This is a genomic window from Thermofilum sp. (assembly GCA_038741495.1).
In the GTDB taxonomy this organism is placed as follows: Archaea; Thermoproteota; Thermoprotei; order Thermofilales; family Thermofilaceae; genus Thermofilum.
The window spans coordinates 56,494-71,837 of the sequence record JAVYKX010000003.1 but is presented as its reverse complement, the minus strand read 5'-3'; the positions used below and the strand labels follow the sequence as shown (position 1 = coordinate 71,837).

At 61.3% G+C, this 15,344-nt stretch carries 16 protein-coding genes; 5 read left to right on the top strand and 11 right to left on the bottom strand.

The annotated features are described in order from the left end of the window. The first annotated feature begins 150 nt into the window (after positions 1 to 150). The 4 genes from QXU72_08080 (at position 151) to QXU72_08065 (ending at position 2,348) form a co-directional block, all read left to right on the top strand. A complete protein-coding gene (locus tag QXU72_08080) occupies positions 151 to 912 on the top strand; it encodes a hypothetical protein (protein ID MEM0495200.1) in 762 nt (253 codons plus the stop codon). A gap of 37 nt (positions 913 to 949) precedes the next feature. Then, the gene (locus QXU72_08075; GenBank protein ID MEM0495199.1) at positions 950 to 1,387 is read left to right on the top strand and encodes a thioredoxin family protein; all 438 of its coding nucleotides are present in this window, start codon (positions 950 to 952) and stop codon (positions 1,385 to 1,387) included. Between the two features lie 54 nt (positions 1,388 to 1,441). Then, complete coding sequence (locus tag QXU72_08070; GenBank protein ID MEM0495198.1) at positions 1,442 to 1,573, top strand: hypothetical protein; 132 nt, start codon at positions 1,442 to 1,444, stop codon at positions 1,571 to 1,573. Between the two features lie 616 nt (positions 1,574 to 2,189). Next, the gene (locus QXU72_08065) at positions 2,190 to 2,348 is read left to right on the top strand and encodes a hypothetical protein (GenBank protein ID MEM0495197.1); all 159 of its coding nucleotides are present in this window, start codon (positions 2,190 to 2,192) and stop codon (positions 2,346 to 2,348) included. A gap of 30 nt (positions 2,349 to 2,378) precedes the next feature. Here the strand turns inward: QXU72_08065 and QXU72_08060 are convergent, their stop codons facing one another. After that, the gene (locus tag QXU72_08060) at positions 2,379 to 2,762 is read right to left on the bottom strand and encodes a hypothetical protein (GenBank protein ID MEM0495196.1); all 384 of its coding nucleotides are present in this window, start codon (positions 2,760 to 2,762) and stop codon (positions 2,379 to 2,381) included. A gap of 124 nt (positions 2,763 to 2,886) precedes the next feature. Then, a complete protein-coding gene (locus QXU72_08055) occupies positions 2,887 to 3,579 on the bottom strand; it encodes a glycerophosphodiester phosphodiesterase (protein ID MEM0495195.1) in 693 nt (230 codons plus the stop codon). A gap of 101 nt (positions 3,580 to 3,680) precedes the next feature. Between QXU72_08055 and QXU72_08050 the strand changes: the two genes are divergently transcribed. After that, complete coding sequence (locus QXU72_08050) at positions 3,681 to 4,040, top strand: hypothetical protein (protein ID MEM0495194.1); 360 nt, start codon at positions 3,681 to 3,683, stop codon at positions 4,038 to 4,040. Positions 4,041 to 4,142: 102 nt separating this feature from the next. Here QXU72_08050 and QXU72_08045 read toward each other — a convergent pair whose 3' ends face one another. The 9 genes from QXU72_08045 to QXU72_08005 form a co-directional block, all read right to left on the bottom strand. Then, on the bottom strand, positions 4,143 to 6,311 hold the full coding sequence (locus tag QXU72_08045) for a transaldolase family protein (GenBank protein ID MEM0495193.1): 2,169 nt from the start codon (positions 6,309 to 6,311) through the stop codon (positions 4,143 to 4,145). Between the two features lie 54 nt (positions 6,312 to 6,365). Further along, positions 6,366 to 8,030 (bottom strand): CTP synthase, encoded by a 1,665-nt coding sequence (locus QXU72_08040; GenBank protein ID MEM0495192.1) that lies wholly within the window; start codon positions 8,028 to 8,030, stop codon positions 6,366 to 6,368. A 125-nt stretch (positions 8,031 to 8,155) separates the two neighbouring features. Then, positions 8,156 to 8,935 carry an energy-coupling factor transporter transmembrane component T gene (locus QXU72_08035; protein ID MEM0495191.1) on the bottom strand — a complete coding sequence of 260 codons (780 nt, stop codon included), beginning with the start codon at positions 8,933 to 8,935 and terminating at the stop codon, positions 8,156 to 8,158. Continuing rightward, complete coding sequence (locus QXU72_08030) at positions 8,936 to 9,511, bottom strand: ECF transporter S component (GenBank protein ID MEM0495190.1); 576 nt, start codon at positions 9,509 to 9,511, stop codon at positions 8,936 to 8,938. Between the two features lie 45 nt (positions 9,512 to 9,556). Next, complete coding sequence (locus tag QXU72_08025) at positions 9,557 to 11,122, bottom strand: ABC transporter ATP-binding protein (GenBank protein MEM0495189.1); 1,566 nt, start codon at positions 11,120 to 11,122, stop codon at positions 9,557 to 9,559. Positions 11,123 to 11,210: 88 nt separating this feature from the next. After that, positions 11,211 to 11,987 carry a KaiC domain-containing protein gene (locus QXU72_08020; protein MEM0495188.1) on the bottom strand — a complete coding sequence of 259 codons (777 nt, stop codon included), beginning with the start codon at positions 11,985 to 11,987 and terminating at the stop codon, positions 11,211 to 11,213. A 52-nt stretch (positions 11,988 to 12,039) separates the two neighbouring features. Further along, positions 12,040 to 13,668, bottom strand: a complete 1,629-nt coding sequence (locus QXU72_08015; GenBank protein MEM0495187.1) for an energy-coupling factor transporter ATPase — start codon at positions 13,666 to 13,668, stop codon at positions 12,040 to 12,042. Continuing rightward, positions 13,656 to 14,510: an energy-coupling factor transporter transmembrane component T gene (locus QXU72_08010; protein MEM0495186.1), complete on the bottom strand. Its 855-nt coding sequence runs from the start codon at positions 14,508 to 14,510 to the stop codon at positions 13,656 to 13,658. Before QXU72_08010 ends, QXU72_08015 begins: the two co-directional genes overlap by 13 nt. Next, positions 14,491 to 15,291, bottom strand: coding sequence for a hypothetical protein (locus QXU72_08005; GenBank protein ID MEM0495185.1), 801 nt, complete (start codon positions 15,289 to 15,291; stop codon positions 14,491 to 14,493). The genes QXU72_08010 and QXU72_08005 overlap by 20 nt, the downstream gene beginning before the upstream one ends. Positions 15,292 to 15,344: the final 53 nt, after the last annotated feature.

Here is a 15,344-nt window from a genome sequence, read left to right as displayed (position 1 = left end):
ATTCCCGGTGGAAGCCGCGCGAAGCTCCGCGCTTCTACAAGCACGCGCTGAGCATCCAGGATGGCGGTAGACCTCAAGCAGCCTACACAGCGAAAACACCCGCGAAGCTCTACGCGAAAAGAAAAATAGCTTCCGATTCCGTAGAGTCCTGTGGAGACGCCGCGTATCTACTGCGCTGGGTTTCTCTTATGCGTGGTCTCGACTCTCGCCGCGGGCGCTGTAGCCTTCTACCTCGGCCTCCCGCTGGCTGAGCACGCGCACCCGCTCGCCTTGCCGCTCCTGCAGGTAGCGGCAGTCTACCCCGCGTACCTCTACCTCGTGCGCAAGGGCGTGCTCTGGCGCGCAGCTGTCCTCGTCCTCCTCTGGGCTGCGGTGGAATCCCTCCTAATGGTTAACGCGACCTACTCGGGCACGCTTCGCGCTGCGCAAGCCGTGATCAACGGCGAAGCGTACAGGGAGGAGATGTTCGCTTGGATCCGCACGGGTGCGGGCCCCGAGGGGGATCCCGCGCTCTTCGTGGTTCCGAAGCTCCGCGAGATCGCGCTGTTCTCCGCAGCGACCTTCGCTTCCGCAGGCTTCCTCGGCCTGCTGATGGGAAGCATCCTCCTGAACTACATGAACTACTACGTGGGCTGCCTGCTCCTGGCGGCTAAGCCGGGTGCGCTGCTCCAGGTGGCGTTGCTGTCCTGGCAGGTGTACGCTGTCCTCAGGGTGGTGGGGTACGTTTTGCTCGGCGTCGCTTTGACGAGGATCTCGCTGCTCCTCTGGGAGAGGAGGAGGGTGGTCGTTGAGCCTGAGGCCGCTAGGTTCCTGGTTTGGTCAGCAGCCCTGATTGCAGCTGACTTCGCGCTGAAGGCGACAGTAGCGAACGCGTTTTACCAGCCGCTGCTTAGCCAGCTGGTCAGAGTCTAAAAACAGTTTATTTTTCTCCCAGCAGTCCCCCAGCCTGATGAGCGAGCAGCTCAGAGTTGGGCGTGGCTCGCCGCACGGGATCTACGTGTACTCCCCCGAGGCTAGGAGGTGGGTCAGCGCCAGCAGGGAGAGCATCCTCGCCGACGGCGCCTACGTGATCTACTTCGATAACACCAGCTGCAGTGCTTGCCGCAAGTTCGACGAAACGTGGTTCCCCTTCACCGAGAGAGCTGCGGCGGAGAGCCGGGTGAGGTTCGTCATCGTCCTGTGCGAGTGGTTCGCGAAGAGGTGCACGTCGGAGGACGCGAAAGAGCTCTTCAAGGAGTTCGACGTGCACATCTCCCCTACGCTCGTCTTCCTCAGGAGGGAGAACGGGAAGATTGTGAAGAAGCTGAAAGCAGAAGGGCTCATGCCGCCCGGCTGGCTGGCAGTCACTTATGCCGCCTTCGTAGCGAGCCTGGAGAGCACACCCTAGCCTGCAGGCGAGCGCCAAGACTTAAGTACGGAGCGAAGCTTAATTTCTGGAATAGTGGCGGGTAAGGGTAGGGTTGCGCTACTCCTCCTAGCGCTTTTCGCAGCCTCCGCGCTCGTGATCGCTCTGAACCCTCCTCTCCCGCCGAAGCCCCTCCAGCCGCCTTCCGGCTCGAGTGCGCAGCTTTAGCTGACTGAGCAGGAGAGCCCTCTCGATAGCGCTCAAGGACCCTAACGTGGGAAGCGTGCTCAGGGGAGTTAACTGGACCCTGGCTTTGGTCGGCCCGTGGACGGAGAACGGCGAGAAAGTGGCTCAAAGCCCACCCCAAAGCACTCGCGAGAAAATACGGCAACAAGCCCAGCCACAGCGAGGGCAACCGCAGAGCTCAACCGCCGTGCTCGAGAGCAGAGCCGCAGAGCCCCGCTTCCCGGGACACCTGCCGGGCGGGCTTAACGTCCGGGGGCGCTCCCGGGGGCCGCGCGCGAAGAGGGGGAGAGCAGCCGGGAGGCGCTCCGGCGACGGGGCGCTGAAAGGCGCGAGCAGGCCGCCCTTAGGCGGCCACCCCCATGACGCCCGCCCCGGTCGTCCCTCGCGGAGGCCGCGGGGGCGGGCCCCAAGGCCTAAGCCGATGAAGGGAGATGAGCACCGGCGCGGAACATGGCTTAACAACGGCTACGCTACTGCCGTTCATGTTCCCTGAGCACGCCCTTTAAACAAGTCCTTTTTTTCCCTCTCGCAGTACTCCTGCGAGAAGCTGGAGAAGCGCTACGTTTAAGTCTGCTTCGCGCGTATTTTCTCGAGGGCTATGAAGTGCGCTATCTGCGGTGGGGAGTGCGACAGCCTGCTCTGGGCAGTTCATAAGGAGATGGGCGGCGTATGGGTTTGCAGGAAGTGCTGGGAGAAGCTGTTCGAGAAGAACTTGCTGGTGCCGAGCGGCGGGGAGAGCGGGTGCGCTTGCTCCTAGATTCGGCTCGAGCCTTCTCCCAGCTTCTCATCATATTCCGACGACTCTGAGCCGGGGAAGCTTAAGCCCCGGGACGAGCGCTCTCATCAGGGTGACGATAACCTCGTAGTGGTCCTCGGCACCGGTATTCGAGTAGCTTCTCGCAGAGTCCCCGTAGATCTCGAAAGCGTACTCCCTGCCATCCTCTAGCTCGACGCGAAGGTAGGTTAAGCTCAGCTTCACGGCCCCGTAGACGTGGAGCCCTTTGGCGACGCTCAACGCGGTCACTTTCGCTTTCAGGGAAGACTCGATCAGCGGTTTGAGCCCTTCTTCGCTCAGCTCGTGGACTTTACTCGAGGGATCTTCGCCCGCGTCGAACTGAAGGATACCGTAGGAGACGGTGAGGTCGGGGAAGCTGAAGACGCTGAGCTTCACAGCAGTCTCGCACGATAGAGGGCAGAAGCTGGTAATAACGCTAGTGCTTTCGGAGCCGGGGAGTGGGCGCTCCAAGGCCGGCAACAGCTGAAGGGAGTAGACACCGGCGCGGACCGCGAGGGCGCTAGAGCCCTACGGCTGTCCGCAGAGCGCAAGGGTTGTCGGTGATCACGCCCTCCACACCCATCCCGAGGAGCTTTCTCGCGAGCTCTACATCGTTCACAGTCCAGGTGATGGCGCTCAGCCCTCTACCCCTCAGCTTCTGGAGCAGCTCGCCGGTGATAGCCGAGTAGTGCGGGAGGACGACCCTAGCGCCTACGCTCTCCGCTATCGCCAGGTACTCGTCATCCCACTCCTCGAGGAGGACCCCGACCTCGATGCTGGGGTCCAGCTTCCTCACGGCCTCCAGCGTGGAGGGGATGAACGAGGTGACGAGCACGTCTTGAGCCATACCCAGCTCCCTCACGGCTTCAACAACCTCGCGCTCCACTCCCGGCTTCTTTACCTCGATATCTACGCTCAGCCTCCCCTTAGCCATCGCGAGGACTTCTCTCAGCGTGGGGATCCTAGCCCTCCCAAGTACTCTAAGCCTGGAAGCCTCCGCGTAGGTGAGCTGGGTGACCAGCGCGCTGACCCCCGTTAGCCTGGATAGATCCTCATCGTGGACGACTACTGCTACCCCGTCGCGGGTAGGGTACACGTCGAGCTCGACAGCTGTCGCTCCGCACTCGACTGCTTTGTAGAAGCTTGGCAGAGTGTTCTCAGCTTCTAGCGCGGCTGCTCCGCGGTGCCCTGTGAGCAGGAAGTTTCGAGGCACCTGGTTGAAAGCTCAGCCGCCCTTATATCCTTGCCGAGTGCTGCCCAGGCGCTCGGGGAAACTGATATATTCCTTTTGCAGCTTGCTTAAAGCGGTAAAGCATGGCCTACATCCCGAAAGCCCTCTTGAGGAGGCTCTACGTGAAAGGCAGCATGGCTGTGACTCCCGAGGGGCTGACCTTCAAGCTTAAGAACAGCCTAGCCCCCGCTTCCCTAAACAAGCCGGTGAGGATCACTGTAGACGGTGTCGAGGCAGACCCGTCCCGGCTGAAAGTCGTGGTCAACGGGGTAGAGGTCGACTGGCTCCCCTCCGACGAGAAGCCTCTGGAGGTCCCCCTGGGGGCGGAGGTCGCGATAACCGTTCCGGGCAGCTTCGAGAAAGGGAAGCACAAGATCGTAGTCCAGATGTCTGTGAAAGGCTACGGTGAAGGCTCTTTCGACTTCGAGGACGAGGCCGCTTAACACCACTCTCAGCCTGGAAAACGGTCTTTTTGCAGCGGCTCGCCGGGGAACTTTCCGGGAAGTTGAAGGTTCTCGACAGCCGCTCTCCGGGCTTGCCGGGCTCTAGCTCTTCGCCAGTGCGGCTCTAAGCTCTAAAGCAACTTTCACGCAAGCCTCTCTGAATGCGTTGTAAGCGTTGGTGAAGCCGCGCATCGTCTTGACTCTCGGACCGAAGCTCGCCCACTCGCTCGGCCTCAGGCCACCGGTACCCATCGCTTCGACGCCGCTCACACCGGCCTCCTTTAGGATCGCGGCGAGCTCCGGAGTGAGCTCGTAAGCTTTCCTGAAGTCCTCTATCGTGGAGAGGAGGTCCACAGCGTCGCGGCTGTGCTCCCTGCTTACAGCGTCCGCGAAGTCCTCGAGCCTAACTCTGCCCTCAGCGTACTCTCTGTGCACGTTGAGCTGGTGGTTGGGGAACTCGGTGTTCGTCATGTTCCTTCTCGCTAGAGTGAGGTAGGTGTCCGCCGGCTTCCGCTTAGAAGCAGGTAGCACGTCGATACCGCTTAAAACCTCCTCAGCTTGCTCCGGCGTCACCCCGTACTTCCTCACAATGTACGAAACCCACTTGCTGTAGTTCTCCGGGCTGAAGAAAATCCACCAAACCCTCTGCGCCACGAGCGTCCCGGAGAGGCTTATAGCGTTCTCGAGCGCCTCAAGGCACTTCGTAACCTCCTCTACGCTAGCGCCGCAGACGCCCGCTTTCGCGAGGAACTCGGCGAGGTGGTTGTTCAAGAGTGACTTCAAGTAAGCTTGGCTCGCGACGAGCTCCACTTTCTCCTCCAAAGTCCTGGCCTCAATGTCGTAGCCCCAGCCGGTGGGCGCTTTCCAGGCTTTCCCCGGCTCGGCGCCGGGAACCCCTAGCTTCGCGGCGAGCTGCGCGAGCTCTGGCTCCGCGCTGCCTCCGAGCTGCTTGAGGGCTGTCCTGATGAGCTCCGCTGCTTTCGCTTCGCGGAGGTGGGCTTCAAGCCTGCCACCCATGTTAGTCTCGTAGACCTTGGTGAGCCTCACACCCCTCTTCACTGCCTCGACCCGCCCCTCGATCTTCGCGAGGATGAGCTGGACCTCCTGGGAGACGGAGAAGGTGACTGTGTTGTTCGTGCCTATGCCTAGGCTCTCGAGGCGCCTCGTGATCTCGATCGATGCCTCGCTGCTGCCCGCCACCTTGAAGACAATGTTGGGGCGGCCTCTCTCCATGTGCGCCGGCCAGCCCCAGAGCATGTACTGGTCGTACTTCCTGAAGTACTCCTCGCTCAGCGAGTAGATGCGGAGCGCGTCCCTCAGGCTCCCCTCGACGCTGTCAGCTACGTTGGGGTTGAGCTGGTAGCTGATCATCCCGTCCTGGAAGTCGAGGAGGTAGGCGACGGGCCGGAAAACCTCCATGTTGGGCCACAGAGCTATCAGGGTGGCTGCCATGGCGAGAGCATCCGGGTCGGAGTCCACCTTCTCGAGGAGCGCAGGGTTCCTGCGCAGGTAGTCGCGGAACTTATCCCAGAGCGAGGGGTCGTCCTTGTAGGCCTCGGCCGCCAGGACGGGGTTGGTGGAGACCTGGACGAAGCCGAGGTGCCGCAGCCAGCGGAGACCCAGCGCGTAGTCGTTGCCGAACCTGCAGAGCCCCAGCTTGGACATCCGGTAGTACGCGTTCGCCCAGATTTCCTTCGCCATCTCCCTCACGAAGCTCGAAGCCGGGTGCTGCTCGTCCAGCCTCTGCTCCACCCTCTCGGCAATCCAGGAGAGCATGCTCTTAACCTTCGGGTTGCTCGACATCACCTTCCGCATATCCTCCAGCTTCAGCGCCACCGCGGCCTCAGCCGCCTCAAGCCTACCCGCCTCGGAGAGCTCCTCGCGCTCGAGAGCTGTGAGCTCTTCCAGCAGCGCTGCAAAGGCTTTCTCCCTTTCTGCCTCCGGCACTCGCGCCCAGTCCGCCTCGAGGCCTACAGTATTCATAGCGACCTCGATGAGGAGGCTGTAGAGCCAGACTCTCCTGGCGAGCCGCTCGCCGCTCTCCAGCTCCGAGGCCTTCAGAAACTCGAGGTGCGCCTGCCTGCAGACTTGCCCGACGATAGTGGAGTAGCTGCGCGAAACCGCAGGGTTCAGGAGGTTGTCGGCACCGAGCTCAGGGTAGCCTTTCAGCGCGGCGAGAATAGCGAGTGAGGCGTGGTCGCTTGCTGGGGGCGGGTACTGGAGCTCGCCGGGTTTCACTTTAGCTAGAGCGGCGGGAATAGTAAACCGCATCTGGATCGGTAGCGCTGCGTGTAAAACTCTATATCTTGCTTACCGGAGGGCTTTTTAAGAGCGGGACTTCTTCGAGAGCAGTACGTGCCTGATGAACTCGCGGTACACGGGTGAGGGCTTGCCCGGCCTGCTCTTGTACTCGGGGTGGAACTGGACGCCGACGATCCAGGCGCTGTTTTTCAGCTCGATGGAGTTCACGATCCTCCCCGTGGGGTCCGTCGAGGATACTACGAGCCCCTTGCTCTCGGCGAGCTGAATGTAGCTCGGGTTGATGTGGTAGCGGTGCCGGAACCTCTCGTAGATGAGCTCGGCCCCGTACGCTTCGCGCAGCCTCGTCCCGGGCTTTAGCAGAACGGGGTGGGCGCCGAGCCTCATGGTGCCGCCCTTCAGCGCCACTGCTTTCTGCTCGGGTAGAAGGTCCACCACGGGGTGCGGCGTCTCGGGATCCACCTCGGTCGTGTGAGCCTCCTCCAAGCCGACTACGTAGCGCATGAAAGCGATGAAGAGGAGCTGGGCTCCGAAGCAGATCCCGAGGAAGGGCTTCCCGGACTCTAGAGCGTACCTGGCCGCCTCGATCATGCCTTCCACCCCCCTCGAGCCGAAGCCGGGTGTGAGAAGTATACCGTCCGCGGAGTCCAGGAGGCTGCGCACGCTGGAAGACTCCTTCTCCAGATCCTCCGCCTCGATGAAAACCCTCTTGACTCTAACTCCCAGGTAGGCGCCCGCGTGGTTAAGCGCCTCGTTAATGCTGATGTAGCTGTCCTGGATCATCGTGTACTTCCCTGGCATCGCCACGAGAACTTCCTCCCTAGCGTTCAGGAAAGAGTCCGCGATGCGCTTCCACTCCTCCATCTTCTCTGGCTGCAGCTGGGCGCTGAGCCCCAGCTTTCTCGCTATGTAGTCGCCGAGCCCCTGCTCGTCGAGCACGAGGGGTAGCTGGTAGACCGTGTCGAGGTCGGGGTCCGAGAAAACCGCCTCGGGAGGGACGCTGCAGTAGAGCGCGATCTTCTCTCTCACGTCCCGCGGGAGCGGGCTCTCCGCTCTACCTATGATGATGTCCGGCTGGAGACCCATGCTCTGCAGCTCCTTGACGCTGTGCTGAGTCGGCTTCGTCTTCACCTGCCCCACTCTAGGCAGGTAGGGCAGTAGCGTCACGTGAACCAGGAGCGTGTGCCCTGGTGGCTCCTCCAGCCGGAACTGCCTCACCGCTTCGAGGAAAGGCATCGCCTCGATGTCGCCCACCGTGCCCCCGATCTCCACGATCAGAACGTCGGGCCTGCTCCTCTGAGCCACGGCTCTGATCCTCCTCTTGATCTCCTCGGTGATGTGGGGGATCACCTGGATCGTTCTGCCCAGGTAGCCGCCAACCCTCTCCTTGAGGATCACCGAGAGGTAGACTTGCCCCGAGGTGATGTTGTTGGAGGGGTGCATGTTCACGTCGAGGAAGCGCTCGTAGGTCCCGAAGTCCTGGTCGATCTCCGCGATCGAGAACTTGTAGCCGGGTGCGGGCTCGAACTCCCACACTTCCTCGCAGACAAACACCTCGCCGTGCTCCACAGGGTTCAGAGTCCCGGGATCCACGTTGAGGTAGGGGTCAGCCTTGATCATGTCAACTCTAACGCCGCGCATCTGGAGGATCTTCCCTATGGACGCTGCGACAACCCCCTTGCCGAGGCCGCTGACAACACCCCCCGTCACGAAGATGTAGCGAGTCTGCATACCCCCTCAAACTAAGCCCGGCTTAAAACCCTCACGATAGAGGGAGGGGGCCCGGGTGCTGCGGGAAGGCTGCTGGTGAGAGGACCGCGGGTACCCTTCGCACCGGTGTGGAAAACACTCCGCAGCTAGAGGGGCCTGGCAACGTAGAGCGCGACGTACGCTGCTAGCAGGGCGAGCGAAACAGCGACCACGGCTTTATCGCGAGCGCTCATCTTCAGCTTCCTCAGCCAGGTGTGGCAGCCGCTCTCGCCGAACCCTCGGAGCTCCATCGCGTCGGCGACATCGTATATCGATAGAGAGGCGGAAACCGTGACCGGAACCACGAGGGGGGCAAGGTTCAGTATCCTCGCGATAAAGTTCCCACCTCCCCGGGGCCTGTAGCCCCGAGCCATCTGCGCTTCGAGAGTCCTCCTCATCTCCTCAATGTACTCGGGGAAGTACCTCAACCCGAGCTGGATCACGTAGGCTGCCTTATAGCTGAGGCCCATCTGACCTAGGGCGGGAGCGTATAGGTTGGGTGGAGTAGTGTAGACGAGCGTGATCGCTGCTAAAGCTACGGTGAGGAGCTTCAGGATCGGGGTGAACACCCGGACAAAGATCTCGGAGCTTACAGCGCTAGGAGCCTCGGGGGGGTGGAATAGGACGGCTACGAAGAGGTAGTTGAGCAGCGAGAGAAAGAGGATTATCGTTGCAACGATTTTCCAGGTGCCTTTCACCTTGCTCCAGGGGAGCTTCGCCGCCAGGTAGAAGGCTAGAGATGCGAGCAGCAAGGGCAACACTAGGGGGACGCTGTAAGCGAGCGTCGCGCTCAAGATAAGGGAAAAAACCAGGGTTAGCTTAGCGCGTGGATCCAGCGCGTGAACGACGCTGCTGCCCTCGACGTACCGGATGACCCTGGACGCCATCTAGGCTCTCCTAGCCCTGCCTCTAGCCGCGGACGCGTAGGCCGAGACTAGCATAGGAGTCAAGATAGCGCCGTTGACAGCATCGGTTACGGCTGCGGGCAGGAACAGGGCGTAGATAGCCTCCTCTAGCGTGGAGATACCGTAGCCGAAAATGTAGTCAGTGAAGGCTGCAAAGCCCATGCCGATGATCGAGGCGACGACAGCCAGCACTGCGCAGATGAGGAGGCCTTGCTTGGAGTACTTGCTCTCACCTTTCACGAAGTACACGGCAAGCCCGGGGATGAGGCCTAGTAGCCCGTTGCCAACATCCCAGTTCCACCAGAATCCTCCCCAGCTGATCGCGTCGCTGATCACGTTCCCCAGGAAGCCCGAGACGAAGCCGACTACCGGGCCGAAGACGTAGCCGAAGAACATCGGTATCGCTACGCTCGGCCGAAGCGCTACTAGCTGCGTCCCGGGCAGCTGCAGAAGGTTGAAGAACACGTTGAAAGCGGCGTAGAGAGCTGTGCCGATGCCCATTGCGACGATAGATGTTGTTGAAAATAGCGGTTTCCGAGCAGCGACTCCGCCGCTCACGCGGTACGAGCTTCGCAACTGCTAATATGCTTTACGCGAGGCCGGCTAGCTCCGCTGTGCTCGAGGACGTGAACCTTCCAGCGATTCCCTCCAAAACCTCACCAGGCTAGTTTCCCGTATCCTCCCCCGCTCGAGCACTTCTCGGTTTGTTAGCACCTCTGCGGTGGGCCCGTCCGCGATGACCTTGCCGTTCGAGAGCACGATAGTCCGGTCAGTGTACTCGATCGCCAAGTCCGTGTCGTGCGTGATGATGACTAGCGTTCTGACGATACCGCTAAAGTACAGCTCGTTGACGAACTCCATGAACGACGTGTAGCTCTCGTAGTCTTGGCCTGCGGTCGGCTCGTCCAGAATCAGTACCTTCGGGTGCATCGCTAGAATCGATGCGACGCAGATCCTCTTCTTCTCCCCGTGGCTAGACGCGAAAGGAGAGTAGTCGAGCAGGTGGCTCACTTTGCAGTGCTCTGCTGCCTCCTGAACCCTGCCGGGAAGCTGCTGCGCTGGCACGCCAACGTTCTTAGGGCCGAACGAGATCTCTTCCCTCACAGTCCTGGCGAAGAGCATGCTGAAAGGATCCTGGAAAACTAAGCCTACGATGGGGGCCAAATCGAACACTTCCCTATCCCTAGTGTCCACCCCGTACACGAGCACCTCGCCTCTCGTAGGCTTCAGAATCCCCAGCATTAGCTTAGCCATCGTGCTCTTACCCGCGCCGTTGTTCCCCAGCAGCGCCACCCGCTCCCCCTCTCGCAGAGCCACATCAACACCCTTCAGCACCGGCTTGCCGTCGTAGCTGAAGTGAACACCCCTGAACTCGATAGCTACTCGCTCGCTGGTGCTGCTACGCTGCCTCTGCCCCGCTCTCGCGGTCTTCGCGACCCATGCCGGCAGCTTGAGTTTCCCGGCGAAATCTGCGAGCTCAGCAGGGTCGCGCGCCTCCTTGACTATCCTCCCGCGCTCCATCACGAGTATTCGGTCTACCCCAGCCTCCAAAGCTTCCTCCACTCTGTGCTCTGCTATGATCACCGTGCGGCCCTCGCTCTTGAACTCCCTAATGAGCTGCTGAACAAGGTTAACACCTTCGCTGTCCAGGTTAGCCATCGGCTCGTCCATGAGGATGATCGGCGGGTTCATCGCCAGGACACCCGCGATAGCAACCCTCTGCTTCTCGCCACCGCTGAGCTCGTTCACGTCTCTATCCGCGAGGTGAAGCACCCTCATCCTGGCGAGAGCTCTCTCCGCGCCCGCCTTGGCTTCCTCGGGTGGAATGCACTGGTTGCAGAGGCCGAAAGCCACATCGTCCAGGACGTTCGGCAGCACAAGCTGCTTGCTCACCTCCTGCATTATCGTACCCACGTGCTTCGAGATAACTGAGAGCCTGCTCTCAGGCACTAGGATCCCGTTGACCCAAACCTCCCCCGCGTACCTGCCTGCGTACCTGAGCGGAATTAAGCCGTTAATGCACTTGAGCAGCGTCGACTTACCGCTGCCGCTCCTCCCCGCCAGCAGGACCACTTCGCCGGGCTCTACGGAGAGGTTCACCTCCTGGAGCGCGGGCTCGCTCTTACCCTCGTAGGTGAACGAGAGGTTCTTCACGAGGATCGCGGGCAAGTGCTCCGCACCCGCCCTCTGCGCGGGGCCCAGGGGAAAAAGCTTGTGCTCACGGGATTCGAAGCGCCCTCGGCCCCGCGCCAGCAGCCTACCCTTCTGCGTACCTTTTGATGCGCTTCGACACGTGCTCTGGGAGCGCCTCGTCCTCGGCTCTTCGCGCGAGCGGCCTAACGAGAGTCAGGCCCACGCCGTCGGTTATCTGTATCTCCCAGGCTCTCAAGTCGTGGGGGGTCTGCCTCATCTTCTCCACGATAAGGTACCTGACGAGGACGCCGTTCACGAGCCTTCTCATGAAGTGGATGATGCCGTCGGCAACGTGCTCGATTCCCCAGCCGAACGCGCTTCCCGTGGTGATCGCGTACTGGGAAGTAGCGTAGATGGTTAGGTTCCACTTGCTCAGAATCCTCTTCACCACGTAGCTCTCCTCCCTCGCCCTCACGGGAGCCCGCAGCCAGAAAGCGCTCATCGAGTCGATTACCAGCCTTCTGCAGCTGTAGCCGAGCTGCTTCTTCGCCTCTATCACCTTGTTCAGCATCTCCTCCACAGTCACGTCCTTGAGGCTCCACTCGTCGCCCGCGCCGCGCATGAGGGCGTCGATGATCACGAGCTTCTTCTCCTCCATGGCTCTCTCGAAGTCCATCTTAAACTGGGCTGCTTGCCTGATGATACTCTCCCTGCTCTCCTCCGTTGTCACGTATATCGCGGACTCCCCTCTCTTCAAGCCAGCCCACACGAAGTGGATGCACGCGATAGTCTTCCCGGTCCCCGGCATGCCGACTAGAGCTACGAAGAAGCCCGGCGGCACACCCCCCGCTAGCAGCTTGTCAAGCCCCTCGATACCCGTGGAGAGCCTCTCCACGCTCACAACTAAGTTAGGTGCTTTGAAGCTATTTAAAAGGATGTTTCAGGAATCAGATTCATGCCGCGCGCTTCGCAATCCTCTTGCAGAGCTCTACTCTCAGCGGGCGCCGAAGCCTCGCCTCGCCGACCACCGCGTCGTCAGCTAGCACCTCGGCTGGAGCGCCGTCGGCAACCACCCTGCCCCCTGACATCACGACGAGCCTGTCCGCGAACCTAAGCGCGTGCTCCACGCTGTGGGTGATGACGAGGACGCTTCTCCCCGACTCTGCGAGGCCCCTGAGAGCATTCAGAAGCTGGTCGCTGAAGCGGCGGTCCTGTCCGGTCGTCGGCTCGTCGACGATGAGGAGCACGGGCTCGAGCACGTAGACGCTCGCGAGCGCGAGCCTCCTCTTCTCGCCCTTGCTCAGGAAGAAGGGGTGCTCGTCCCGCAGCTCCTCGAGCCCGAAGAGGCTCAGCGCCTCGGAGACTCTCCGCTCGAGCTCCCTGCCTTTCACGCCCCTGAGCTTCAGCCCGAATGCGACTTCCTCGAACACGCTCTGGCAGAAAAGCTGGTGCTGGGGGTTCTGGTACACGTAGCCGACGAGCGAGGAGAGCTCAAGCCTGGAGTAGCTACTCACGGGCTTACCCTGGACGATCACCTCGCCCGAGGAGGGCTTAAGGAGGCCTGCGAACACCTTGGCGAGAGTTGTTTTCCCGCTGCCGTTAGGCCCCATGAGGGCCACTAGCTCGCCTCTCCTCAGCTTCAGGCTGACCCCTTTCAGGGCTTCCGTGCCGCCGGGGTACGAGAAGCGCACGCTCCTCGCTTCCGCTACGGTTTCACCGCCGCCCCTAGGCTCGTGGAACGCGCAGACCCCGTCAAGGCTGAAACCGAGCGAGACGAGCTCGTACAGCTCCCGCTTCGCGGGTGGCTTGAGGCCTGCTGCAGCCGCGAGCTCGTAGTGCTCCGGAGGGTAGGCTGCGTGCTTCTTCGCCTCTTCTAAGCGAGAGTAGACTTCCCTCGGCGTCCCCTCCATCGCGACCCTCCCCTCATCGAGGACGAGGAGCCAGTCCGCGAACTTCTCGATCAGCTCCGGCTCGTGCTCCACCATCACCACGGTCGCGTCCAGGCTCACCCTCACGCTCTCAAGAGCCTGCACGACCTCCTCCTTGCCCGCCGGGTCCAGGTCCGAGGTGGGCTCGTCGAGGATGAGGAGCTCCGGCTCCCTGGCTACAGCCGCGGCGATAGCGACTCTCTGCTTCTCGCCGCCAGACAGCTGGTGGGGCTGCCTGCTGAGGAAATCTTTTCCGAGCCCCACGAGGTCTAGGGCCCAGAGCACTCTCTCCCTGGCCTCCTCGGGGTCCAGGTCGAGGGTCTGGAGGGAGAGGAGGAGCTCGTCCTCTACGCTGCTCATCACGAACTGGATCTCAGGGTCTTCGAAGACGACGCCAACTTTTCTAGCTATCTCGGCCACGTCTCTCTCGGCGGTGGACATCCCGAGGACCTTAACCTCTCCCTCGAAGCTGCCGGGTAAGCGCTGAGGGATGACGCCTGTCAACGCAAGCACAAGCGTGGTTTTTCCCGCGCCGCTCGGGCCGGTGATCGCGGTGAAGCTCCCCTTCTCGACCTTGAAGTCGACGCCTCTGAGAACGTAGTCCTTCGACCCGCGGTACCTCCACTTCAGACCGCGAACCTCTACAGCCGGCATGCCGACCACCACGCGAGCCCTGCGACGAACACCAACGCTAGGCCCAGGGCCAGGTAGTCTCTGCGCCTCATGGGGGCTAGCCGGTAGCCCCGCACCATCCTCGTGGAGGGCGTGATGCCTCTCGTTTCGAGCGCGCTGGATATCTCGAAGCTTCTGGTGATCAGGAGAGAGAGCAGCGGGATCAGCGCGTTGACGTAGAGGATAAACCTCTTGGCTAAGCTCGTCCTCTTGAAGTCGACCCCCCTGGCCTCCATCGCTTCTTTCACGACCGCGAAGTCCATGAAGAAGAAGCCTACACCCCGGAAGAAGAGCGCTGCGGCGACTGTGAAGCCGGCCGGCAAGCCCAGCCTCCTCAAGCCCCAGAGTATGTCAGCGTCACTCACAGTCGAGATGAAGAGCGTTGCTGTGAGGATCATGGAGACTATCCTCAAAGCGTAGAACGCGGTTCGCTCCAGCGACGCGTCAGTAACCACGATGGCCCACTCCCACACTCCTCTCTCCGCCTGCACCTTGAGGATCTCGACCTTCCAGAGGACTTGCCCAGGGATCCTCGTGAAGAGCATGAAAGCCATCGCGATGAAGATCGTGACGCTCGTTAAGAGCAGCAGGTACACACGCACGACACCTAGCGGGATCCGCGCAGCAGCGAGAAGGAGCGCAGATGCCAGCAGCACGAGGAGGACTGAGGGAACATCCCTAACGAAGAGGATCGATAACGAGAGCAAAAAAGGAACCGTTACCCTCGTAACGCTGTGGAGGCTCATGTAGGGGCTAGCCCCCAGCCTCACCCCCGACAGCTCCTCTAGCAGCGTGGGCATTCTCCTAAGACCACCACCGCTCAACGTAGAGGCCTGTCCGCTTGAAGACCGGAGTCAAAGCTACGAGAAGAGCTGTCGAGAGCACTGAGAGCACGATGAGGTCTCCGATCACCCACCCGGTGAAGACGGGCCAGAAGAGCTCCGCGGGAAGAGGTGGCGGGAGGTTCCAGAGCGTGAGCGTCCCAGCCCCCCATATGCCGGAGAACAGTGAAGCGCCGATCACTCCGAAGAGTATGTGGAGCGCCCAAGTCTTCCTGTCGCCGACCAGCAGGCCGATTACGATGCCGAGCACTGCGAGCGCGAGGCCTAGGTAGACCGAGTACACGTAGATCGTGACGAAGGGCTCGCCGAGGGTCGCGCCCCACAGAACCTGCACCACTACGCCGAGGAGCAGGAGCGCGGACCCCAGCGCGACAAGCGGCGGGAACAGCTTGGCGGCCCACCCCCTGCGCACAGTGAAGTCAGGGTCTACTTTGAAGAGCCTGAAGGCGGCGGCTGGGACTAGGGCTTCGATGAAGTCTGCCCAGGACCAGATGAAGGACTGGATGAGAGTGTAGCCGCTGGGGTAGAGTCCAAGGAAGAAGCAGCTCAGGTAGCCGGCTAGAGCACCCCACATGCCCATCCAGACTCCCAGGGGGACGTAGATAGCTGCAGCAACGTAGAGTGCGGAGACGCCGGGCGCGCCTAGCACGGGGAATATCATCGAGGAGACAACAGCTAGCACGTAGGAGACAGCGGTTGCCAGCACGAACGTCACTATGTGCGCCCAGGTGATTCTCTTCCTGGGACTTATTGCCCTTGTCACGTGCCGCTCCCGTATCAAGAATTTATAAGTCTTTCTCTTTTTTGAAAAGAAAA